General features: G+C 63.6%; 16 protein-coding genes. 10 read left to right on the top strand and 6 right to left on the bottom strand.

Going from position 1 to position 22,609, the window contains the following annotated elements; translation table 11 throughout:
* Positions 1-5: 5 nt before the first annotated feature.
* Complete coding sequence (locus E6X30_RS08250; protein WP_016663438.1) at positions 6-665, top strand: ABC transporter ATP-binding protein; 660 nt, start codon at positions 6-8, stop codon at positions 663-665.
* Here E6X30_RS08250 and E6X30_RS08245 read toward each other — a convergent pair.
* Positions 662-2,062 carry a hypothetical protein gene (locus E6X30_RS08245; protein WP_016663437.1) on the bottom strand — a complete coding sequence of 467 codons (1,401 nt, stop codon included), beginning with the start codon at positions 2,060-2,062 and terminating at the stop codon, positions 662-664. The genes E6X30_RS08250 and E6X30_RS08245 overlap by 4 nt on opposite strands.
* A 309-nt stretch (positions 2,063-2,371) precedes the next feature.
* Here E6X30_RS08245 and E6X30_RS08240 point away from each other — a divergent pair, with 309 nt between their 5' ends.
* Both E6X30_RS08240 and E6X30_RS08235 read left to right on the top strand, forming a co-directional pair.
* A complete protein-coding gene (locus E6X30_RS08240) occupies positions 2,372-2,581 on the top strand; it encodes a hypothetical protein (RefSeq protein ID WP_147594870.1) in 210 nt (69 codons plus the stop codon).
* Positions 2,582-2,686: 105 nt separating this feature from the next.
* Positions 2,687-4,135, top strand: coding sequence for a multidrug effflux MFS transporter (locus tag E6X30_RS08235; RefSeq protein WP_016663435.1), 1,449 nt, complete (start codon positions 2,687-2,689; stop codon positions 4,133-4,135).
* Here the strand turns inward: E6X30_RS08235 and E6X30_RS08230 are convergent.
* Both E6X30_RS08230 and E6X30_RS08225 read right to left on the bottom strand, forming a co-directional pair.
* Positions 4,132-5,289, bottom strand: coding sequence for an ATP-binding protein (locus E6X30_RS08230; protein WP_016663434.1), 1,158 nt, complete (start codon positions 5,287-5,289; stop codon positions 4,132-4,134). The genes E6X30_RS08235 and E6X30_RS08230 overlap by 4 nt on opposite strands.
* A gap of 107 nt (positions 5,290-5,396) precedes the next feature.
* Positions 5,397-6,389, bottom strand: coding sequence for an asparaginase (locus E6X30_RS08225; protein WP_016663433.1), 993 nt, complete (start codon positions 6,387-6,389; stop codon positions 5,397-5,399).
* 152 nt (positions 6,390-6,541) lie between these two features.
* Here E6X30_RS08225 and E6X30_RS08220 point away from each other — a divergent pair, with 152 nt between their 5' ends.
* Together E6X30_RS08220 and glpK are read left to right on the top strand one after the other, a co-directional pair.
* Positions 6,542-8,269: a glycerol-3-phosphate dehydrogenase/oxidase gene (locus E6X30_RS08220; RefSeq protein WP_016663432.1), complete on the top strand. Its 1,728-nt coding sequence runs from the start codon at positions 6,542-6,544 to the stop codon at positions 8,267-8,269.
* A 71-nt stretch (positions 8,270-8,340) separates the two neighbouring features.
* The gene (gene glpK, locus E6X30_RS08215; RefSeq protein WP_016663431.1) at positions 8,341-9,891 is read left to right on the top strand and encodes a glycerol kinase GlpK; all 1,551 of its coding nucleotides are present in this window, start codon (positions 8,341-8,343) and stop codon (positions 9,889-9,891) included.
* On the opposite strand, the gene E6X30_RS08210 is transcribed toward glpK, so the two are convergent.
* Positions 9,888-11,027, bottom strand: a complete 1,140-nt coding sequence (locus E6X30_RS08210) for a methyltransferase domain-containing protein (RefSeq protein WP_232049680.1) — start codon at positions 11,025-11,027, stop codon at positions 9,888-9,890. The two genes, glpK and E6X30_RS08210, sit on opposite strands and share 4 nt — an antisense overlap.
* A gap of 90 nt (positions 11,028-11,117) precedes the next feature.
* Positions 11,118-11,612: a hypothetical protein gene (locus tag E6X30_RS08205; RefSeq protein ID WP_016663429.1), complete on the bottom strand. Its 495-nt coding sequence runs from the start codon at positions 11,610-11,612 to the stop codon at positions 11,118-11,120.
* 92 nt (positions 11,613-11,704) lie between these two features.
* On the opposite strand from E6X30_RS08205, the gene E6X30_RS08200 reads away from it, so the two are divergent.
* From E6X30_RS08200 to E6X30_RS08190, 3 genes are all read left to right on the top strand, one after another.
* On the top strand, positions 11,705-12,568 hold the full coding sequence (locus tag E6X30_RS08200; RefSeq protein WP_016663428.1) for a hypothetical protein: 864 nt from the start codon (positions 11,705-11,707) through the stop codon (positions 12,566-12,568).
* Between the two features lie 254 nt (positions 12,569-12,822).
* On the top strand, positions 12,823-18,381 hold the full coding sequence (locus E6X30_RS08195) for a S8 family serine peptidase (RefSeq protein ID WP_016663427.1): 5,559 nt from the start codon (positions 12,823-12,825) through the stop codon (positions 18,379-18,381).
* A gap of 609 nt (positions 18,382-18,990) precedes the next feature.
* Positions 18,991-19,596, top strand: a complete 606-nt coding sequence (locus tag E6X30_RS08190; protein WP_016663426.1) for a hypothetical protein — start codon at positions 18,991-18,993, stop codon at positions 19,594-19,596.
* A gap of 109 nt (positions 19,597-19,705) precedes the next feature.
* On the opposite strand, the gene E6X30_RS08185 is transcribed toward E6X30_RS08190, so the two are convergent.
* Entirely contained in the window at positions 19,706-20,692 is a 987-nt protein-coding gene (locus E6X30_RS08185) for a DMT family transporter (protein ID WP_016663425.1), read from the bottom strand.
* 94 nt (positions 20,693-20,786) lie between these two features.
* Between E6X30_RS08185 and E6X30_RS08180 the strand changes: the two genes are divergently transcribed.
* The gene (locus E6X30_RS08180) at positions 20,787-21,281 is read left to right on the top strand and encodes an NUDIX domain-containing protein (RefSeq protein WP_016663424.1); all 495 of its coding nucleotides are present in this window, start codon (positions 20,787-20,789) and stop codon (positions 21,279-21,281) included.
* A 98-nt stretch (positions 21,282-21,379) separates the two neighbouring features.
* A complete protein-coding gene (gene add, locus E6X30_RS08175) occupies positions 21,380-22,390 on the top strand; it encodes an adenosine deaminase (protein ID WP_016663423.1) in 1,011 nt (336 codons plus the stop codon).
* The last annotated feature ends 219 nt before the right edge of the window (positions 22,391-22,609 follow it).

Raw genomic sequence — 22,609 nt, 5'->3', positions numbered from 1 at the left:
GCCGAATGGTCAATCTTGTTGATGTAAAAGACGTTTCGATCGCTTTCGGTTCGACTCCGGTCTTGAGTCATGCTTCGCTTGCAATCGATGAGCACGATTTCATGGGAGTGCAAGGCCCTAACGGTTCGGGTAAGTCCGTGCTGTTCAAACTTATCGTTGGCTTCCTCAAGCCGGATTCGGGTCGCGTCGTCGTCTCACCAAAGTTGAAAAGTACTGGCGAGGACTTCCCCTCCAAAATTGGCATTATTATCGATCGCCCAGGCTTCATCGGTGGTCTCACGGGGTTCGACAACCTGCGTCGGCTCGCGTCTATTCGCGGGCTCATTGGAGACCAGCAGATAGAAGAGGCTCTTCACCGTGTGGGCCTTGCGCCGAACCTACGCCAGTCTGTTCGCCACTATTCTCTCGGCATGAAACAAAAGCTCGCTCTTGCCCAAGCGTTTATGGAAGGACAACCGCTTCTGCTTTTAGATGAGCCTTTCAACGGACTCGATAAGACGAGCGTTCGCGATATTCGTGCGCTTCTCCATGAGCTCCATGAAGAAGGGCGCACGATTGTGATGACCAGCCACAACCAGGAGGACATCGACGAGCTGTGCACAAGCGTGTACGAGCTCGATCGCATGCAGTTTGACCGTGTGCGTCCACCCGCAAGCGCTTCCTAGCTGTGCAGCGCCTCGAGCGTGCTGAGCGCGAGCGCCGCTGGCCACGAGAGGGGCGCGACGGCGGCGGGGCTACCGTCGGCAAGGATTTTTTCGCTGATTGCCCCGGCGCTCGTGCGGTGGGCGGCGAGCCATTCGAGGAGCTCGAGAGCGCGCTCGCGCTCGCCGAGACGCGCATAGGCCTGGGCGAACATCGCCGTTTGCGGGGTCCAACTGATGCCGTCGCGTTTCCAGCGCGCGCCCGGAGCGACACCGCCGGCGGGGCGCTGCATCGCCTCGAAAGCCTCGTCGATGTGGCCGGCAATCGCTGGGTTGCGCTCGGCAAACTCCTGCGTTTGGTACGGCGGCAGGAGCATGAGCAGCCCCGCGTCGAAACCTCCGCCGCGCGCGTACCGCTGGAAGGCACCGGGGCCGAAAGTTTCCACGAGGGCGCGTTCGGTTTCCCGGGCACGTCTCTCGAGTGTTTCCTTTCCGACGCCTGCCTCGCCCTCAAGTAACCCCAGCGCCGAAAGCTGCGCCGCGCTCCCGAGCGCGCTGAGTGTCATGGCTGCCGTTGCGAGGGTGAGGCGCCGCTCGGGTACCTCCCAATAGTCGGGGCTCGGCTTCGGAAGCCCGCTCTCGGTGGTCGTGGCGTCGAGGGCGGCGCGAGCCGCGCGGGTGAGCGCCGTTCTAAGAGTGGGGAGCGAGGTCGCGGGGGAGGCGTCGGAGGTCAAAACCCCAAGCCTGGCGAGCGTTGCCGCCGCCCAGAGGAACCAGCCGATTCCATCGAACTGCGGTGAGCGGGCATCGGGCGCGCTTGTAGTGCCGGGTCGGTAGCGAGCCTCGAACGTGCCGTCAGGGCGCTGGATGCGTGCGAGGTGCTCGAGGAGGCCCAGCGACCAGTCGTCGAAGCCGCGCTCGGCGAGGGCCACGATCACGTGGGCCGTATCGCGCGGCCACGTGTAACGCCAGTTGGGGCTGAGCGCCGCGATGGGGGAGGGAAGCGCCCACGTGAGGGTGAAAATATCGAGGAGCGCGGAGCGATCGAGATTAGTGAGCGCGGGAGTGGGCGCGGGTCGTGAAGCTTTCTCGAGGAACGCTCGCGTGATCGCCGTGAGGGTCTCGGCGCCGTGTGCAGTGCTCAGAGTGCGCGTGCCCGCAATGATCGGGGGTGAATCAGGCTGAACGAACGTGCGATCCACGCCCGGGATGCACCCGGCGTGCAGAACGGACGCTGGGCCGTGCGCCTGGACCTCACTCGCGAGTGAATCCGGCACGGATGAGAAGGCAACGCCGAGGGAAAAGAGGTCCACGTGCGCCTCGTGCGGAAAGAGGCCAGCGATGCTGTCGCGCTCCACATACAGGGCCGAGGCGCCGAGCGCGGCGAGAAGGCCGCCGCCAAGAAGAGCGCGACGCCGCATGGCTTTCCTCCTTCTTCCGCTGCGATGTGTGGCTCGAGCTTAACAAGCTGTTCGCGCAACGCGTGAGTGCGCTCGTGCGCGACCGTGAGGTCCGCTGCATCACTCGCGGGACCTTAGAGCGCTCCCTCTCTCGCCTGCCCGTGAAAACGAGTCGCATTGAGAAGTGCGGCGATATCAATGTTTTCGGCGTTCGGAATCGGCGCGGGCCCCCGATTTTGGTTATACCAGGAGGATTCAGTGAAATCCTCACTTATGCGAGTGACATTCTCACTTATATAAGTGACTGCTTCAGTGATGTGCAGTGAGGACATGACTGACAGTGACTGGCGTGAAGAAGTCGAACGAGCGCGACGCCTAGGAACCGACGATGCGCGCTCTATTCGTGAACTCGAAGACATGACAGGGCGACCAGCGGCCTCGCTCAGGCCGGCGCTACGAACGCTCGTTGACGAGGGGTTAGTTAAGGCGACTGCTCCGCCGCAAAGCAGAAACAGAAAGTATCTGCGCCTCAACGACTGACGGTCACGCTTGTGCGGTGAAGTGTTGCAAGAGTGTCACTGAAGTCATGAGTGATGTTGTACGAGAGGGGTTGGAAGGCCGCGAGAGTTCCATAAACTTGACCGAGTGACAGACGATTCTCAGAGGAAAACCGATACCAGCGCACTCGAACTTGCGCGGCTTGCCGATGAGCGTGCCGCCGAAAGTCTCGCGACCGAGGAACCGCGGCCGCTAACGGAAGAAATTCCGCAGGTCGCTTTCGCCAACCCCACCGACAACGTCTCGCACGTGACCGGCCCGATCGAGCAGGTCGAGGAAGTCGCGACCGAGACGGCCGCGCTCCGCCTCCACCTGGGGCGGAGTGAAAAGGTCACCTTCGGTTTCACGTTTGCGATGGCCATGCTCGCGATGCTCGGCCCGTTCTCGATCGACATGATCTTCCCGGGCTTCCCGGCGATGAGGGGCGACTTCCACACCGACGCGGCCGCGATGCAGCAGGTTACGAGCCTGTACCTCATTTCCTTCGCGTGCATGAGCATGTTCCACGGCCCGCTCTCCGATGCCGTCGGACGCAAACGCGTCATGGGTATTTCGCTCATCGTGTTCTCGATCGGCTCGCTCGGTGCGGCTCTCGCCGTCAATCTTCCGATGCTGTTCGCCTTCCGCGTGCTCCAGGGGCTCAGTGCGGGCGGAGCGACGATCGTCTCTCGCGTCGTGATCCGCGACCTCTACGGAGGTGGCAAAGCGCAAAAGCTCATGAGCCAGGTCATGATGATCTTCGCCCTCGCGCCCGCGGCGGCGCCGATCTTCGGCGGCTGGATCCTCCTGATCGGGCCGTGGCGCTGGATTTTCGGGGCGATGCTCCTTTACGCGCTCGCCACCCTCGTGATCATGCTCATTGTCATCCCCGAGACGCTCCTTCCCGAGAAGCGCCAGCCGTTCAACGCGAAGGGCATCCTCACGTCGCTCGGGCGCGTGCTGCGCTCGCCGGTCATCTGGCGCCTTTCGCTCGCGCTTGGCCTCGCAAGCCAGGCCGACTTCATCTTCATTTCGGCGGCGCCGATCATCGTTCCCGACGTCATGCACCTTGGCGAACAGGACTACTGGGTGCTGTTTATCCCGATCATTGCGGGCATGATCCTCGGCAATTACCTCGTGGGGCGCCTCGCATTCGTCATGAGCCGTTCGCGCCTCATCACGATCGCGTTCATCACCGTGGTTCTCGGAGGGGTCCTCTCGGTCATCATTCCCATGCTCACCCCCGAACTCACCTCGCAGTTTGGTGTGTGGCACCTTCTGGTCATGATTGGCCCGGGTCTTCTCGGCATGGGTGCGGCGCTCATGATGGCGCCCGTGCAGCTCGAGGTTCTCGACATGTTCCCCGAGGAGCGCGGCGCCGCAACGAGCTTCGCGACGTTCGTGAACCTCATCGTCGCCGCGATCGCTTCCGGCGTCATGGTGCCGATGCTCGGCGCCGACCTGGTGAAGCTCGGTATCGGCGGGCTCGCTCTTTCGGCCGGCGGCGCCGTCTTCTGGTTCGCGCACGTGCTCATCGTCCGCCGCGCGCAGGCCTAATCCACGAGGCTGGCGGCGTGCTCGCGCAAATATTCGCGCAGATACGGCAGCGCAAAGTCAATGCGACCACGCCCAGCTTCGACGATCATTTCGGCATCGATAAGACGCCTGCGGTAGTTGCTGACGTAGGAGTCTGAGCGGCCGAACCGTGCCTTGAGGTCGGCGATTTCCGTAGGACCGTCGTCTCGCGCCATAAAGATGAGAAACGAGCGATCAACATCGGAAAGGTCCGCCAACGCAGGTTCGTGAACGAGTTGGCCGAGTTTTCGTCGGGCCTTGTCTGCCCCTCGTTCGGCAGCTTCTCGCGTGATACTCCTCCCCTGAGCCTCGCGAAATGCCCACTGCCCGACGAGCTGGATCATAAAGGGGTAGCCCTGGCACGAGTTGACCGCGGTCTCGAGTGCCTCGTGCGTCCAGGTGATCTCCGCTTCGGCTAGCGGAGTTTCGAGCGCCAGGCGCACGTCATCGTCCGATACCCGGTCGAGTTCAATTCTCTCGGCACGGCGCAAGAACGTGATGGGGTTCGGACCCTCACTCTCGCTCGTTCGGCTGGACAGCAACGGTTTGATCGCCGAGGGGATCCCGGCCATCGCGACAGCGATGTCTTTTCCCTCGCGCACAAGGTGCTGAACGGTCGCACCGAACTCAATCAGTTCATCGTTGCGTTGGTGGTGCATTTCGTCGAGGGTAATGAGCACGCCGCTCGCGGGCTGCCCCGCAGAGCGATCGAGATCGGCCTTGTACGCGAGGTAATCGTCGAGGGCATTGCGCAAGGAATACGACGTTTCCGAGATCGAGGAGGAGTCCCAGGTGACGGAGCCGCCAACGCCGAAGATTGAGAGCCCTAGGCCCTTGAGTTGCGAGCGCTGACGTGCCAAACGGCGAATGATCTCGCTGCGGATGCGCTCCACAAAGCCTTGTGTTGCCGTCTCACTTATGACGAACCACCCGTGCTCCTGGGCTGTGTCCTCGAATGCGTTGAGAAGCACCGTTTTCCCGATTCCCCTTGGGCCCACAATGAGCGAGATGCGTTCGTGAGCTCCGGGACCGTCATCGAGCGCGAAGGCAAAGTTCTGCACCGCTTCGTTGCGACCGACAAGAAGCGGGGGAGTAGCGCCGAGGGTTGCGCGGAAAGGGTTGCGTGCACGGGTCATACCTCAAGAGTAGGCCGCAGCACCTATGAAGATCTATGAGTTTTATGAATTGCTTTGAAATTTATGAAATTTATGAAAAGTAGGGCCGGGGTGGCTGCCACAGAGCATCAGTAGGCGAAGCCCGCGAATGCGCCGCTGATCTCCTCGCGGCTCGCGCCGGAAGCGAGCAAAACCTGGAGCAGCAGGCGCGCCTTGTGCGCGCTCAACATGCCGGCCATGCACGCACCCGAATTGATGAGATCCACTTCCGCGCCCGGGTAAGAGTAGTGGTAGGTTGACGTGCCGCCCTCGGGGATGCGGGTCGCGACAACGATCTGGATGCCGCGCTCGCGGGCCTCACGCACGAGCGGCATAACAGCCTCGGGCACGTGCCCCATCCCCACACCGTTGATCACGATCCCCGCGGGCGGCTCAGACTGATGCACGAGCGCCCCGAGAGCCTCGCCGCGATCAAACAGGCCCGTCCCGATGAGAGGTACGGAGGGAAGCTCGGCGGGCACGGTAGGCATCACGCAGTCCGACGGCTCCAGCGCATACATCGCGCGAATCCCATCCTTGCTCACGAGCGCGAGGGGGCCCGAAGGCTCCGAATCGAACGCGTCGATGCTTCGAGAGCTGACCTTCGTCACGCGATCGGCGGCGTGCACGAGGGAATCGAAAACCGCGAGAACGCCGAGGCCGCGCGCCTGTTCGCTCGCGGCGGTGACGATCGCGTCGTGAAGGTTCGCGGGTCCATCCGCGCCGGGGGCATTCGCGGGACGCATCGCGCCCGTGACAACAAGGGGCGTATCGAGGTTCCAATAGCGATTGAGCAAGAACGCCGTCTCTTCGAGAGTGTCGGTGCCGTGAGTGAGCACGATGCCGCGAAAGCCAGCGTCGGACCCCTCCCGTGCCACCCGCAGAACCTCCCGCACGTGCGCGAACGTGACCGAGGGCGACCCCACGTTCGCGATTTCCCGAAACTCCAGCTCTATGCCGGGGATGGGGAACACGCTCGCGTCTGGCTGTGCAGCGGGGGAGGCGTGCCCACCCGGCTGGTTTTGGCTCATGGCGATCGTGCCGCCGAGGCCGAGAACGAGAATGCGGACTGTCGCGGTCATGGGTGCTCCTATGCGTGCCGGTGCGCGTGCCACCAGTGTAGAACCGAGCCGATCGGTCACTCACCGTGAACGATGATGTGCCGGTGTTAGCCTCACTGAGCTTGATAGACGTGGTTCAACGGCGAACCGAGCACACTCACGAAGGAAGTGTTATGTCCGCATCCGCCCGTTCCGCACTTAACTCCACCACTCGCGCCGCGCATCTCGAAAGGCTCGCCTCGACGAGCGCCGAAAAGCCACTCGATATCTTCATCGTTGGTGGTGGCGTGAACGGCGCTGGCGCCGCATTCGATGCCGCGACCCGCGGGCTTAGCGTCGGCGTTGTCGAAATGAACGACTGGGCGAGCGGCACGAGCTCGCGCTCGTCCAAGCTCATGCACGGCGGCCTCCGCTACCTGCAGATGCTCGACTTCACGCTCGTCGCCGAAGCCCTTCGCGAGCGCGACCTGCTCATCTCAAAGACTGCCCCGCACCTCGTGAAGCCCATCAGCTTCATGTTCCCCATGAAGAACGTTTTCGAGCGCGGGTTCATTGGCTCGGGCATCGCCCTCTACGACGCGATGCAGATCGGCCACCGCGAGGTCCCGATCCACAAGCACGTCTTTTCCAAGGGCCTCGCGAAGGATTTCGCGGGACTCGACCCCGAAAAGAACTCGGGGGCGATCGAGTTCTACGATTCCCGCATGGATGACGCGCGCTTCGTCGCGATGCTCGTGCGCTCCGCCGTGAACCTCGGCGCCGCCGCCGCGAACTACACGAAGGTCACGCGCTACCTCAAAGACGGTGGTCGCGTTGTGGGCGCTGCCATCACGGACCTCGAGACCGGCAACGAATACGAGGTGCACGCGCGCGAGGTCATTCTTGCCGGCGGCGTGTGGACCGGTGAAGAACAGGATCGCGCCGGCGCCGATTCAGGCCTTCAGGTGCTCGCCTCGAAAGGCATCCACATCACGGTGCCGCGCGAGGCGATCGAGGCGAAAGACAATACGGGCATCATCACGCAAACCGAGAAATCGGTGCTGTTCATCATCCCGTGGGACGAATACTGGCTGATCGGCACGACCGACACCCCGTGGAAAGAAGACGTCTCGGTGCCCACTGCGACGAGCAGCGACATCGACTACGTACTCGAAAAGGCCAACGACGTGCTTCGCCGCCCGCTCACGCGCGAGGACGTCATCGGCGTCTACGCAGGCTTGCGCCCCCTTCTTCAGCCCGTGAAAAAGTCCGACGGCGCCTCGACGAAGGTGTCGCGCGAACACACGGTGATGGAGGTCGAACCGGGCCTGAGCGCGATCGCCGGTGGCAAGTACACGACCTACCGCGTCATGGCCGAGGACGTCGTCGACTTCGCCCTTCGCGGGGATTCCGATGCCCCGAAGACCAAAACTCGCGACATCCCCGTCATCGGTGGCGCCGGCTACGAGGAGATGCGGGTGCGTGCAACCGCGCTCGCGGGGAAGTACGGAATCGACGAGGTGCGCCTCGAACGCTTGCTCTTCCGCTACGGCTCGTTGCTCGAGGACATTTTTGACCTCATGGACGAGAACCCCGAGCTCGCGACACCGCTCAAGGACGCGCCTCGCTACCTCCGTGCCGAAATCGTGTACGCCGCGCGCAGCGAGGGCGTGCTTCACCTCGCCGATGCCCTCATGCGCCGCACGCGTCTCGACTACGAGACGCGCGATCGTGGCGTGAGCGCTGCTCGCGAGGTCGCGGGGATCCTCGCGGACGAACTCGGCTGGGACGAGGCGCGGCGCGAGGCCGAGATCGAGGCCTACTCGACGTTCATTGCCGCGCGCCTCGAGGCGGAGCACACGACGAGCGATGCCGATGCCGCCGCCCTCCTCGAGAACGTGCGCGAAATCCCCGCACGCTGACCACCGCGCGTGAAAGCGCACCCACGATCAAGCGCGGGCAGCGGTGCCCGCGGGAGCCGAAAGGACCGCTCATGCCAGAGACCTCAGAGCAGAAATACATCCTCGCAGTCGACCAGGGCACAACCAGCTCACGCGCGATGGTGTTCGACCATGAAGGCCACGCGGTGTCGCAGGCCCAGCTCGAGCACAAGCAAATCTTCCCGCGCTCAGGGTGGGTCGAGCATGATCCGATGGAAATCTGGAGCAACACCCGTGAGGTCATCGCGCTCGCACTGAACAGGGCTGAAGTGAACCGGGATGACCTGGCAGCCGTCGGCATCACGAACCAGCGCGAGACCGCGGTCGTGTGGGATAAAAACACCGGCAAGCCCGTGTATAACGCGATCGTGTGGCAAGACACGCGCACGGCGCGAATCGTGCACGAGCTCGCGGGCGAGGAGGGCGTGAACCGATTCAAAGAGGTCACCGGCCTACCGCTCACGACGTATTTCGCGGGCCCGAAGGTCAAGTGGATTCTCGACCACGTCGAGAGCGCGCGCGAGAAAGCCGAGGCGGGCGATCTGCTCTTCGGCACGATCGACACGTGGCTTTTGTGGCACATGACGGGCGGAACGAAGGGCGGCGTGCACGTCACCGATGTCACGAATGCCTCGCGAACCCTCCTCATGAACGTGCACACGCTCGACTGGGACGAAGATATTGCGCGCGAGATGGGAATCCCCATGTCGATGCTGCCCGAGATCCGCTCGTCGTCCGAGGTATACGGGAAGGGCCGCAAGCGCGGCCTGCTCACGAATGTGCCGATCGCGGGCATCCTCGGCGACCAGCAGGCGGCGACGTTCGGCCAGGCATGCTTTGAGAAGGGCACCGCGAAGAACACGTACGGCACGGGTAACTTCCTCCTCGTGAACACCGGGAACGAGGCGCTTTCCTCGGATAACGGCCTGCTCACGACCGTGCTCTACAAGCTCGGCGACGCCGACCCGGTCTACGCCCTCGAGGGATCGGTCGCCGTGACCGGCTCGCTCGTGCAGTGGATCCGCGACAGCATCGGGCTTATCTCGAGCGCGAAAGAGGTCGAAGAACTCGCGACAAAGGTCGACGATTCGGGCGGCTGCTTCGTCGTGCCCGCGTTCTCGGGTCTGTTCGCCCCTTACTGGAAGGACGATGCTCGCGGGGCGATCGTGGGCCTCACCCGCTACGTCAACAAGCATCACATCGCGCGTGCCGTTCTCGAGGCCACGGCCTACCAGAGCGCCGAGCTAATCGACGCGATGAATGAGGATGCCAAGGTGCCGCTCAAGGAGCTGCGCGTTGACGGCGGCATGACCGTGAATGAGACCCTCATGCAGTTCCAGGCCGACATCCTCGGCGTGGACGTGATTCGCCCGAAGATCATCGAGACAACGGCGCTCGGTGCCGCCTATGCCGCCGGCCTCGCCGTTGGTTTCTGGGATTCGACCGACGACCTCGAGAAATACTGGGAAGAGGACATGCGCTGGAGCCCGTCGATGGACGACAAGACGCGCGAGCGCAGCATGCGATTGTGGCGCAAGGCAGTCGAGCGCACCTTCGACTGGGTCGATGAGGACGTCGAGGAAGCCTTCGATAACGAGGGCTAACGTTCCCCCGCAGTGGCGCGTGTCAGCAGTACGAGGGCCTCGTTGTGCGCGCTGTGCGGAAACATGTCTATGAGCCGTACGCGTGCGATGCGGTAGTTCGGCATGCGCGCGAGGTCCGCGGCGAGTGTTTCCGGGTTGCAGCTCGAATACGCGATGGTGTGAACCCCCGAGCTGTTGAGGACAGTGGCGAGTGCATCGCCGATGCCGCGCCTCGGTGGGTTGACGACGACCGCTTCGGGCAGGTTTGGCTGGTGCCTCGCCCACTCGGTTGCGTCAGCGGTGTCGAAGTGCGCGCGAACGCTTGGTTCGGGTGTGGTGAGGGGTCCGACGGCGCCCGCGAAACCGTGCCGCTTCGCCGAGCCACGTGCGCTTTCGATCGCCTCATTCGTGATTTCGATTCCCGTGACGTCCATGTGCGCGCCGCGGGCGCGGGCCTCGTGGGCGATGCTGAGGGCGAAGCCACCCACGCCGCAGTAGAGGTCCCACGCCGTGTGAGCGCCCGCGTCAAGAATCCACCGCGCGACCTGGGCATAGAGCTCGCTTGCGACGGCGGTGTTCGTTTGCGTGAAGGAGCGGGGGAGCACGTCGACGTCGATCCCTCCGAGCGGCATGCGCAGCTGCTTTTCGCCCGCGAGGTGAATCTCCTCGGCGCCCTCGAGGAGGGCCTCGTGCTCGGGGTGGATGTTAGCACTCACGACGCTCACGCGAGGGTCAAGGAGCGCGAGGTGTTCGCGGATCCTCTCGAGCGCCGAGGTGCTGCGCAGGACGAGGCGCACCATGGCTTCGGTCTGGGTGGCGGTGACGAGCACGTACTTGATCTCGCCGCGGCGTTTGTCGAGGTTGTAGGGCGGGACCTGGGCGCGGCGAATGAGCGCGCGGGCGCTTTCAAGCACGTCGGTGACGAGCGCGGGGTAGAGGGGGCAGTCGGCGAGATCGACGCCCTCATGCGTGCCCGGGAACGAGAAAACCGGAGCGTTAGCCGTGCCACGCACCATCATCTTCGCCTTCGTGCGAAACCCCCACGGTGCGCTCACGAGCGGCTCTTCCCACACGGTGGCGGGGGTCATCGCGTGGGCGAGAAGAGAGTGAAGACGGTCCCGTGCCTCACGTACCTGGGCATCGTGCGGGGTGCGCATGAGGCTGCACGATTCGCATTGCCCGGCAGAATAGTACTCGCAGATCCCGCTTTCGGGGTCGATTCGCGGGTGCGCGAAAGCGGACATCGGTTAGCCGATGACGTCGAGCTGGGCGTTATCTTTGCAAATGCTCGTGACGGAGTAGAGCGCGCCACCGAGTTCGAACTGGTCCCCGACCTGGAGGGGGCCGAACTGCTGCTTGCCGCCGCCCTGGTTGACCGTGAACGTCGCTTCCGAGGAGCCGCCGTTTTCCTTCCAGCCGTTGTACGTGAACGAGCCGTTGAAGCCTTCGAGCGCCGGATCGGGGGCGCCGTGCAGCGGGATCTTCACCATGCCCTCGTCGCTGCAGGAATCGCCGAGTTCCGAATGATCGAGGCCTCCGGCGGTGATCTCGGGTACGGGTGGCGCATCCCCGTCGCCTTCGGACTCATTGATCACGACGCTCGGGCCGCCACCGTCGCTCGCTGCCGCTGCGCGCGTCGCAGACGGGGAGGATTGCGGCTCATTGGGGGAGCCGCAGCCAGCAAGAGCGAGGGTGAGGCAGCCGCATGCTGCCAGTGCCCGCAGCGAGGTGGAAACACGCACGAATGTCCTCCTAGGGTGAAATGAGACGACCACCAGATTAACCGCATCGGCTCCGTGCGAGGTGGGCGTCTCACCGCGGTACGGTGGGGGACATGGCAGATTCACCGCGAGAAACTCCCCGCCTAGGTGCACCGAGCCCCGCGGCCCTCGCGGGGCGTACGCGCGTCAAACGCGAGGTGCGCCAGGTCGACTACGGCGCTCTCCCCGAGCTCGCGCGGCGCAGGGCGGCGGGCGAGGACCTCGCGGATCTCCTCGCTGAAGCCGAAAAACGGCGCGAAGAACAGCGCGAGGACCAGCGCGAGGCTAAGGCTGCCGCGAAGGCCGCGCGTGAAAAGGCGAATGAAGCGGAGAGTCTCGACATCGATCGAGGCTTCGGTGCGCCTCCCGCAGGTACCGTCGTCACGCTCAATCCCACCGACCCGCGGCCCTTCACCCGCCCGCTGACCGTTCACGAAGACGAAGTTCGCACGGTCTCGGGGGCGAGTTTCGCGCGCATCACTCACGACATCATCGTGCTCACCGTCGCTGACCCCGAGGACGCGTGGACGAGCGACAACGGCGCGAGCGACCACTTCCAGCGCGGCGACTGGACCGTGCAAGTCAGACGCGCCGACAACCACGTGATTGGCGCGTTTCCCACGGCCTACGCCCTCTCGGTTCGACCCGAGGAGGTGGACTCGTTCGACCCCGCGGATTTTGCGGGCCCGAGTAACCGCAAAAAGAAGGGCACGCGCCACCCCGGCGATCGCGCCGCGCTCAAACGCCGGCTCGAGGAGCATGGTTTCGTGGTCACCACTTCGGGAGCGACCCACGGCAAAATCACCCACCCCGATCTTCCGGGATTGTTCGCCCCATGGGCCTCGACCCCGAGCGACCGACGCCACCCGCAACTCGTGACGGCCCAGGTGAAACGGGTCTTTGGGATCGATATTCGCGAGGCACCGTCGGAACCCTGACCTCGGCTTGGGCGGGTTCTTGACCTCAGGCCAGCCCTCTCGTTCGCGGTCTAGAAAACTAACCCCAACGTTTGCGGCGGTGTTCGAGCCCATTCCGCCGCAAATGTTGGGTACAGATTCCCTGAACCCATTTTGTACACATTCTGAGATTCGGCTGCGTGTTGCGCGTTACATGCTTATGATCGACCGCAACCCTTAATTGGGCTGCGCGTCACATCCGTGGCGCGGGATCGTCACTACCGAAGAGGTGTCGGGTGGGAATCCCAGTACTCAAGCGCGCCGCCGCAGCATGCGTCGCAGCGCTCACGGCGCTCACGCTCGCAGCCGCGCCCGTGGCCGCACAGCCGCACGGCAACGAGCCCCCTAAGGACCCGGCGCACGTCGAGTCCAACTCCAGCAAAGACCGGGTCGCCGTCCTCGTGACTCTCAAGAGCCAGCCTGGCTCGCCTTCCAAAAACGGCGAAAGCCGGAACCTGCGCGAACAGATTCGCCTCATCAACTCGTGGAGCAAAACCTACGGCATCGAGGTCGACCGTCAGTTCGGCTTCCTCGTCAACGGCTTCTCGGCAACGATGCCCGCGGCCAACATGGCGAAGCTCCAGGCTGAACCGGCGGTCGACTCCGTGCGTCGCGAGCGCCAGTACGAGCGGACCGAATACGAGGCTCGCGAAATGCAGCAGGTCTCCAAAGCCTTCGATGACTATGGCGTTGACGGCTCCGGGATGGTCGTCGCCGTCATCGACTCGGGCGTCGACCCCACCCACGAAGACATGCGCATCGACGACGGCGTCGATACGAAAATCGACACGGTGAATCCGAACGGCAAGTTCACGAAGAAAATCCCCGAGGGCTACAACTACGCCGACGAAAACTACGAATTCTGGGATACAACGACGAGCCAGCACGGCATGCACGTCGCCGGAATCGTCGCCGCCAACGCCCCCGACGGCAAGAAAGGCGGGCTCGAGGGCGTCGCCCCGAACGCCCAGATCCTCTCGTTGAAGGTCTTCTCTAACGGCGCAAACCCCTACGCCTCCGACTCCGACCTCATCGCCGCAATCGAGGATGCCGTCAAACTTAAGGCCGACGTCATCAACCTCTCCCTCGGATCCACCAATGGCGTCAAGTGGGACTCCGACGGCTCGAACCTCGCCCTCAAGAAGGCTGAAGAGATGGGTGTACTCGCCGTCATCTCCTCCGGCAACGACGGGCTCAACTTTTCCGAAACGGGTGGAACCGACGACGCCCTCGGCAAGCTCGACGACGGCACCGTTGGCACCCCCGGCATCCAGGGCAATGCCCTTACGGTCGCTTCGGTTGACAACAACGTCGTCTCGACACCCCGCGGCTTCTACAACGACGGGGAAGACCATCCTTTCGGCTACCAGCTCCAGATCGGCGAAGCGACGAACAAGCCTTACGAGGTTGCTTTTCTCGGTCGAGGCAAGAAAGAGGACTACCCGGACGGCACCGATCTGAGCGGGAAGATCGCCCTCATCGAACGCGGCGAAATCTCCTTCACCGAGAAATTCCAGCGCGCGATGGACCACGGCGCAGCCGGCGTGCTCGTGTTCAACTCCCAAGAGGGCGGCGAAGCCTTCGCTGGGATGGCCGGCATCGAAGACTTCACGATCATCGGCGGTTCCCTCAAGCGCTCGACGGGCGTTGCCATTCGCGATGCGATCGCAAAGGCCGGCGATACGCCCGTGACGATCCGCCTCACAAACGAGATTGGTTCGGAGGCGAACCCCACCGCTGCTCAGGCCTCGACGTTCTCCTCGTGGGGCACGACCCCCAATCTCGAGTTTGAACCCGAGATCGCCGGCATTGGCGGAAGCGTCTACTCGACGCTCAACGACAACAAGTACGGCACGAAGTCCGGAACATCCATGGCGGCCCCGAATATCTCGGGCATGTCCGCGCTGCTCCTTGAGAACTACGCCGAACGCTACCCCGACCTCAGTGGGCCAGAGCGGCTTGCCCGTGCCCGCACGGCACTCATGAACACGGCGATTCCCGTGAAGAACGGCGAGCACGTTGCGCCGCCGCGTCAGGTCGGCGCAGGTCTCGCCCAGATGCACAACGCCCTCGATACGAACGTGTACGCGACCGTCGACGGCGAGCCGGCCGTCGAGCTCAAAGAGGTCAACTCCGTTCGCGAGTTCACGGTGAGTCTCACGAACCACTCGGGCGAGGCGGTCACCTACGACATCCCCGCGCAGACTGTGCTCAACGAAACGAATGCCAAGGGGGAAAAGACGACGAGCGTGGTCTCCCACGAGAGCCTGCAGGCGTCGGAAAAATCCGTGACCGTTCCCGCAAACGGCACCGCGAACGTGACCTTCACCCTCAAGCCCGACCTGAGCGCCGGAGACCACTTCATTGAGGGGTACGCGGTGCTTCACTCCGAAAACGCGCCCACCCTTTCCGTGCCGTACTTCGGTTTCGTTGGAGATTGGAATGCCGAACCCATCGTCGCTGAGCAGGGTCATGGTTGGGACGCCCTCGGCGTGAAGAGCGAGGTCACGGGTCTTTCCACGACACTCGATCTATTTGGCAGCCCATACCCGAGCACCCTGCCCGAGGGTGGTTGGCTCTCGCCGAATGGCGACGGTACGCGCGACGAAGCCAGCGCGGCGCTCGCCATGATGCGTAACGCCGCCGACGTCGAGTTCAATGTGCTCACGGAGGATGGGGAACCGCTCGTTGACCTCGGCGCCACGCACAGTGTTCCCCGCACCATCGCGGGCGACGTGCTCGAGGTCAAGAACAAACTCGCTCCCGAAGGCTCGACCCTCATCAATGGCGGCACATTCGACGGCCGCATGTGGGATCCGGCCAAGGGCGAATTCGTGAACGTCCCCGAAGGCCGCTACATCTACCGTGTGAAGTCGCGGCTCTCGGAAGACTTCGACTGGCAGACGGTCGATATGCCCTTCGGCATCGATGTCACGCCACCCGAAGTGAGCGTTGGCGAGCTTGAAAACGGCACCATCACGATCACGATCGACGACAAACTCTCGGGTGCCAACCCGTCCCTGTCCGTCATCGATGCCACGGGGGAGGGCCTCCCGGTCAAGGCCAACGGTGACGGTACCTACACCGTTACGGTCAAGGACGCCCAAGCCTCGAAGTACCTGTGGTTCATCGCTTCCGACAACGCCTACAACAAGGTGGAGTTCCGCAAGGTCCTCGTTGATGATGACCCGCTCGTGCTTCTCAACACGAAGACCTACAACGACCCCGAATTCGTGTTCGGAAATGCCTCCGACGCGTACGTGGACGGAAAGTTCCAGTTGAGCGGAACCGTGACGAGCCAGGTGGCAAAGGTCGAGGTCGAAGGCAAGAGCTACGACATCACGGGCGGCGGCTTCACGGCGCTCGTTGATGTGAAGCCCGATGCGGAAAACTCGATCACGGCCCGCGCCTTCAACGAGGCCGGCGAAGAGATCGATTCCGAAACCCTCACGTTCTACTACGATGCTCAACCGGCCTCGGTGGACATCTCTGCCTCGAACCTCGACGAGGACGGCCGCATCATCCCGAACGAGGACGGGTCGATCACGATCAAGGGCACCATCAAGGACCCCGAACCTTCCAACCCTGGCGCGAAGAAGGGCGGCCTGTGGGCCGGTGTGAACTGGGACTTCGTGGGTGCTGAACCCGATGGTTCGTTCGAGGTGACGACCTCCTCGGTGGAAGAAGAGGAACCGCTCTTCGTGCTTCAGGCAGGCGACAACGCCAACTTCACCTACCTCGTCGTGGAGATCTCGGGGCGCGTCAAAGGCTCCAAAGCCACCCCGACTCCCGAGTTTGAGAACCTCGAGTGCCTCCAGGGATTCGCGCTGTGCCTCGTGTCGCCCGAATCTGGCGACCTGAGTGAAGACGGCTCGACCTACACCCTGCGCGGCAAGGGCGGTCAGCCCGGCTCGACCGTGACCCTCACCCCCGGTGCGCGCGCCGAAGGCGAGCACATCGGTAGCCTCGAGCCCATCACGGCAACCGTCGGCGAGGACGGTACCTTCACCGCGAAGGTTCCCATCGCCACCGGAGAGAACCACTACGAATACGTCGTGACGAACCCCGAAGGCGAGGTGAAGGGTCGCCAGATCCTCAACATCTGGTTCGACGTCAACGCACCGACCGTGCGCTTCGACAGCCCGAACCTCGTGAACGGCACCCTCTTCACGAACAAGGACGAGGCAACGTTTGCGGGAACCGCGGAGGATGACGGTTGGGGCTATGGCCTCCGCGTCAATAACCAGCAAGCCGTGGACATCCACGTTCCGAACGCGATCGGCCCCGAGGCCAACCGCCGTGAATTCTCCGAGACGGTTGCGGTCGCCGATGGCGACACGATCCTCGTGACCTTCTCCGATTCGATCGGCAACACGAGGGTCGCCGCGATCCCCGTGATCGTTGACAAGGTCGCGCCCGAGGTGGCGATCGAGACCGTTGGCGATGGCGAGCGCATTACCGACGGCCGCACCCTCACCGTGAGCGCTACGGATCCGCATCTCGCGAGCCTCAATGCGCGCTTTGCTGGTGTGACGGCCGACGGCACTCTCTCGCGCGAATTCGTCAACGAGAGCGTCACGCTCGACACGGAAAAGGTGACCGTCGAGAACGTCCTCGTGGACGTCGACGAGATTGATCCTGGCAAGGACTCGGCGTCCCAGGCCGAATCCGTCGATGGTGGCGAGGCTCCCGCACACGAAGCGGCCACCTCGAGCTCGAGCGAAGACGTGACCGCAGAGGGCACGCTTGCTGTTCCCGACACGACGAGCCTGTCCGGCGAGCTCGACACATCGAGCCTTCCCGCGGGTCGCTACACCGTGACCGCGGCGAGCGCCGACCTCGCCGGCAACGAGCAGACCGGGGCGCGGACGTTCGACGTCGATGCGGAACCCGTGATCGAAGGCGAGGACGCGCTCTCCCTCACCGTGAACCGGAAGGACCTTGCGGACGATGAGGCGCTTGCCGAGCGCGTCCTCGAGGCTTACTCGGTTTCGGATGACGGTGCCGTGCTTGCCGATGGCACCGTGGCGAAGGGCGAGACGACGACCCTTGCCCTGCGCGAGGGCACGGTCCTCACTGCCGGCGAGAATTCCGTCGTGCTCGTCGCGACCGATGCCGCCGGACGCCAGGTGGTGCGGAGCGTCAAGGTCACGATCGACCTTGAGCAGGTGACCCTGCGCGCGGGTGACCTGAGCGCCACGTCGACCTTCCGCAGCGACGACTCGCTCACCGCTGACATCGCGAGCGACAACGGCGTGCACACGATCGCCGTGTCGAACGCGTTCGGCCCACTCGAGGCGACTTTCACGCTGCCCGTGCCCGAGGGTTCGGCGGTCATGCTCGTGCGCGAGGACGGCACCGAGGAGCCGATCGGCTCGACCTGGGCCGATGGCATGCTCACCTGGGTGGGCTCCTCGCAGGGGACGTATCGCGTGGTCGAGCCGGCCCGCACCGACGGCGGCGATGACGGCAAGGAAATCGTCGCCCCCGCGAAGCCCGGCCCGAAGGGCAGCTCGGGTGACTCCGGTGGCCGCGGCGATGCTTCCGCGAACCCCGAGAAGCCGGGCGGTTCGCCTTCGGCGACCTCGGGTTCCAGCGGTAGCGGTGAGGGCGAAGGTCCGACGGTTGCCGGCAGCCAGCGTGGCAAGAATCCAAGTCGCGGTAAGGCGAAGGGTGCTTCGGCCTTCATGCCGCGCACGGGTGCCGAAGTAGCAGGGCTCATGCTCGTTGGCGGAGCGCTCGTGGCTGCGGGCGCGATGCTGATGACGACGCGTCGGCGCGACCAGCGGCCATAGGGGCGGTTGACGCCTGTGACGAGGGGCCGCCTGCGAATCCGTTCGCGGGTGGCCCCTTGGCTTGCCTCGGCCCGCTCGGGGTCTCCTGTCGACCCGTGGCCCCTCGACCCACTCCTCTCCCGTCTAGGAAACTAACCCCAACATATGTGGTGGTTTGCGCTCGAATTCAGCCGCAAACGTTGGGTGCAGTTTTCGGCGACGAGTCATGCCCGTTTGGCGGCGAACCGTGCGAGGCTGGGCCGAGGTTGCTGGTACCCCACGGCGTCAGCGCATAAAGAGGGCGCCGGCTCGTCCCCACGAGCCGGCGCCGTATCCCTTTCCCCCGCGCTAGGGCCTGATGTACGGATCCTCTCCTCAAAGAATCGGTACGCCGCTAACGCGTGATTACATATAACCGCCTCTTTCTTCCCGGGCGCTGTGCTTGGCCTAGCAAATCGCTGGGAGCGCCGCGGCGTTCCTGCAAGGAGCGCTCGCGAGGTCAGCGTTTGTGCTGGTAGTGATGCATTTTGCCGAGCTAGAGTCTGGGAATCGTGGCTGAGGTCACGGTACGATTGCCGTGGTTCCTCACGAAACCTTTACACATGGCCTGGCGCCCCGAGGAGGATGCACGTGAATCAGCCCGTAAAACTTGACTGGCCCACTCCCACCACCGACGTCGACACCTCGAAAATGCGGGCGGCACTCGAGCGGCTTGCCGTCGCAGTTGCCTCCTCGAATGGCCTCGCTGAACCGATCGACCCCGAAGAATCCGGGGCCGATGTTCCCCCCGCCCTCAAAGATCTCGCCGATGAAATGGCGGGGGCACGCGTGGGGGAGGAGTTTGAGCTGAACCTTCTGGCCGAGGACCGCACGGATCTTGGCCCCTTCACGTTGCTGGGCGAGCCGACGTCGTACTATCCCCTCTTCGAGACCGTCGACGATGCCGTGATTCTCACGCTCAATGATGAGGGCATCCCGGGCGGCGTGTGGTGGATCGACGAGGAACTCGACATGCATCTGCTAGCGACGAGCCTCGATGAATACGTGGATACCGTTGCGCGCGCGATCGCTGCTCTCAGCCCCGAGGCAAGCGAACCGGCGGAGGATGTGTGGCGTGCGGTTGCGGCATCGAAGCGCTCGACGTTCACCGTTCTCGAATCGGTTGAGGATCTGTCCTCACACGTTGAATTCGCCCCCGATGGCCTCAGCGCGCGCCTCGTCGCGGATCAAGCGTGATCAGGTGAGGATTACCCGAACTTTTTCGCTCCCTTACAGTCTCGGGGCGCTTGCTTGATACCTCGATACTCACGCTGCGCGCCCCGGGATACGGCCGAAGGTGTGGGCGTCATTCAGGTCGTGGTGAGCGCAGGGGGATGTAGCCCGCGATGATGACGGCCGCGAGCAGGGTGAGCGCCGCCCCGATCACCGTGAGCGGGGAGAGGTGCACGCTCGGGTCGAGCGCATCGAGCATGACTGACCCGATGATTTGGCCCGCAATCGCCGCGCCGCTCAGGACGAGCACGCCCGTGTACCGCACGAGGGCGGCGGAGGCGGCAATGTAGGTGAGGCCGATCAGGCCACCGAGGTAGAGAACCGGATTGGTGGGAAACGCCCCACCCAGCGGGGTGAGCGCGAGGCTGACCGCCGCAGCTATGCCGAGCGCGAGTGAGCCGAGCGTGAAGTTTCCGAGCGCCGAAACGAGAAAACTTCCCGTGTTCGCCGTGACGATGCCGTTGGCTCCCGTTTGAAGGCCGACGCCTATTCCCGCGACGAACGGCAGGATCAGGTTGAGCCACGGCACGGCGTTCGTGAGCCCGGAGGCAAGCGCCAAGGCGACACTGGCGACCATGAGGGCTGAGCCGACAAGGCGCGAGGTGCTCAAGCGCCGCGGCTCACCGGGCCCGAAACCGACGCGGTCGAGAGCGGCCCCAGCGAGAGTTTGCCCCGCGACAACGCTCACGATGAACAGGGCGACCCCGAGCACCCCTACCGTGAGGGACTGCGTGAAAACAAGGAAGGCGCCGCCAAGGCCGCCGATCGCGTACCGCCAATCGAAGCGACCCGTCGCGATGTCGCGCGCGTAGTCCCGCGCCGCACGTCGCTCAGCGGGCAGAGACAGCACGATTACGCAAAGTCCAAGGCAGCCAATGCCGAAGCTCACGAAGGCCGCGAGATAGGGGCTCTCGAGCTGCCCCGCAAGATCGGCATTAATGCGGGACTGGAGAGCGGCGAGAACGCCCCCTGCCATGATGATGGCGATCGCCCACCACGGCGCGCGAGGTGTTGCGGCTCCCCCGTGGTGCTCATCTGCCACTTCTCTTTGCGTACTCATGCGCACCATTGTCTCGCGATTGTCTCGCGCAGAAACTCCCCGCAAAATAGGGCGCCCGGGTGGCGGGCAAGCGTCGGACCCCTACGATGGGGTTATGGAACTTGATCCCGGTTATTCGAACGTGCGCGTTGGCGTCAAGGCGATTATCGTGCGCGGAACCAGCGTGCTGTTCAACGAAAACATCGATGTTGACGGCAACCGCGTGTTCGTCCTGCCCGGCGGCGGGCAAGAACACGGCGAAAGCCAAGTGGAGGCGCTGAGGCGCGAATGCGAGGAGGAGGTCGGCGCGGCCGTGCGTGTGTACGACCTCGCGTGCACGTTCGATCTCATCAGCGCGAAGGTGGGCCGCCACCGCGACTCAGGGCAAGTGTTCCACCAGCAGAATCTTCTGTTCTGGTGCGACCTCGAACCGGGTAGCGAGCCGCGCATCGGGGAGGGCCACGACCCGCACCAGGTGGGCGTCAAGTGGATCGAGATCAACGACCTCCACACGGTCGACGTTCGACCGCGCGAGGTTGGCGAGTGGTTGCAGTCGGATCCGAGTATCCGCCCGCGCACGCTCGGCACGATCCGCGAGCAGTCACTTTAGAGGCTCGGGTCCGACGGTTGCCTGCGCTCCGTGGTGCAACAATGAAAAAAGGGTATTCCCGTAGAAGTATTTTTCTCGAACGATGATGAGGAGCAATCGTGGCTATTTCGCGAGATTTCGCCTACGGCATTCCCAAGGCTGAGCTTCACCTTCACCTCGAAGGCACTCTTGAGCCTGATCTCAAGCTCAAGCTTGCGAAGAAAAATGGGATCGATATTGGCCAGGAGAGCGTTGAGGAGGTCGAGGCCTCCTATCAATTCGATTCGTTGTCGTCGTTCCTCGCCGTGTACTACCCAGCGATGAACGTGCTTCAGGACGAGGACGATTTCTACGCGCTGGGCTCCGCGTATTTTGCGAGGGCGAAAGAGAATGGTGTTGTGCGTGCCGAATGTTTCTTTGACCCGCAGGCGCATACCACCAGGGGGGTTGAACTCGGGGCCGTGATCCGCGGCTACTATCGCGCCGTCGAGGAGGCCCGTGAGAATGGCCTGAGCGCGGATCTCATCCTGTGCTTCCTTCGCGACATGTCGGCGGATTCGGCACTTGAGACCCTTCGTGCGGCGCTTCCGTACAAGGATATGTTCGTGGGCGTGGGGCTCGATTCGGATGAGCGCGACAATCCACCGCAGAAGTTTGCCGAGGCGTTTGACCTCGCACGTGAGAACGGCCTTCGCGTGACAATGCACTGCGATATCGACCAGGTCGGTTCGATCGACAACATCCGTACCGCGCTCACGAAGCTTGGTGCCGAGCGTCTCGATCACGGCACGAGCATCATTGAGGACCCCGAGCTCGTGAAGCTTGTGGTGGAGAAGGGGATTGGCCTGACGAGCTGCCCCATGTCGAACTCCTTCGTGACGGAAGAGATGAAGGGCAAGGAAATTGTCGAGCTGCTTGGCCGCGGGGTGAAGGTTTCGATCAACTCCGACGACCCGGCGTACTTCGGCGGCTACATCGCGGATAACTTCCTTACGCTTGCGGAAAAGGAAAGCCTCACGAAGGAACAGGTTGCACAGCTCGCGCGGAACTCGATCGAGATTTCGTGGGCCGAGGAGTCAGAGCGGTTGGCGATGCTTGATTCGCTCGAGGAGTTCCTCGCCGCACACTGAGTGCAAGAAGCTGCACACCTCCGGAGCCTCACATTCGAGGAAGTCACCGGGCGCCGTTGCGTTCCAGGTGCGAAGAATGCTCTCGATTCGATTAGATAGTGCATCCACACTCGAGCCATGAAGACGATTTCAGTGGCCGAATGGTGCTGTTGCAAAGTTGGGCGGAGAGCAGCGAAGACTCAGTTTCTCATTCCCTGATGGCCGCTGCGTGTGGGCGTT

The sequence above is a fragment of the Dermabacter sp. genome (assembly GCF_032550575.1).
GTDB classification, from domain to species: Bacteria; Actinomycetota; Actinomycetes; order Actinomycetales; family Dermabacteraceae; genus Dermabacter; species Dermabacter hominis.
Note: the sequence above shows the minus strand (reverse complement) of the source record. Positions and strands in the feature narration are given on the sequence as shown.

Coding starts and splice junctions, on each gene's coding strand:
- E6X30_RS08185 (WP_016663425.1), bottom strand. CDS start 20,692: ATGAGTACGCAAAGAGAAGTGGCAGATGAGCACCACGGGGGAGCCGCA.
- E6X30_RS08180 (WP_016663424.1), top strand. CDS start 20,787: ATGGAACTTGATCCCGGTTATTCGAACGTGCGCGTTGGCGTCAAGGCG.
- E6X30_RS08220 (WP_016663432.1), top strand. CDS start 6,542: ATGTCCGCATCCGCCCGTTCCGCACTTAACTCCACCACTCGCGCCGCG.
- E6X30_RS08200 (WP_016663428.1), top strand. CDS start 11,705: ATGGCAGATTCACCGCGAGAAACTCCCCGCCTAGGTGCACCGAGCCCC.
- E6X30_RS08230 (WP_016663434.1), bottom strand. CDS start 5,289: ATGACCCGTGCACGCAACCCTTTCCGCGCAACCCTCGGCGCTACTCCC.
- glpK (WP_016663431.1), top strand. CDS start 8,341: ATGCCAGAGACCTCAGAGCAGAAATACATCCTCGCAGTCGACCAGGGC.
- E6X30_RS08225 (WP_016663433.1), bottom strand. CDS start 6,389: ATGACCGCGACAGTCCGCATTCTCGTTCTCGGCCTCGGCGGCACGATC.
- E6X30_RS08210 (WP_232049680.1), bottom strand. CDS start 11,027: ATGCGCACCCCGCACGATGCCCAGGTACGTGAGGCACGGGACCGTCTT.
- E6X30_RS08250 (WP_016663438.1), top strand. CDS start 6: ATGGTCAATCTTGTTGATGTAAAAGACGTTTCGATCGCTTTCGGTTCG.
- E6X30_RS08245 (WP_016663437.1), bottom strand. CDS start 2,062: ATGCGGCGTCGCGCTCTTCTTGGCGGCGGCCTTCTCGCCGCGCTCGGC.
- E6X30_RS08240 (WP_147594870.1), top strand. CDS start 2,372: ATGACTGACAGTGACTGGCGTGAAGAAGTCGAACGAGCGCGACGCCTA.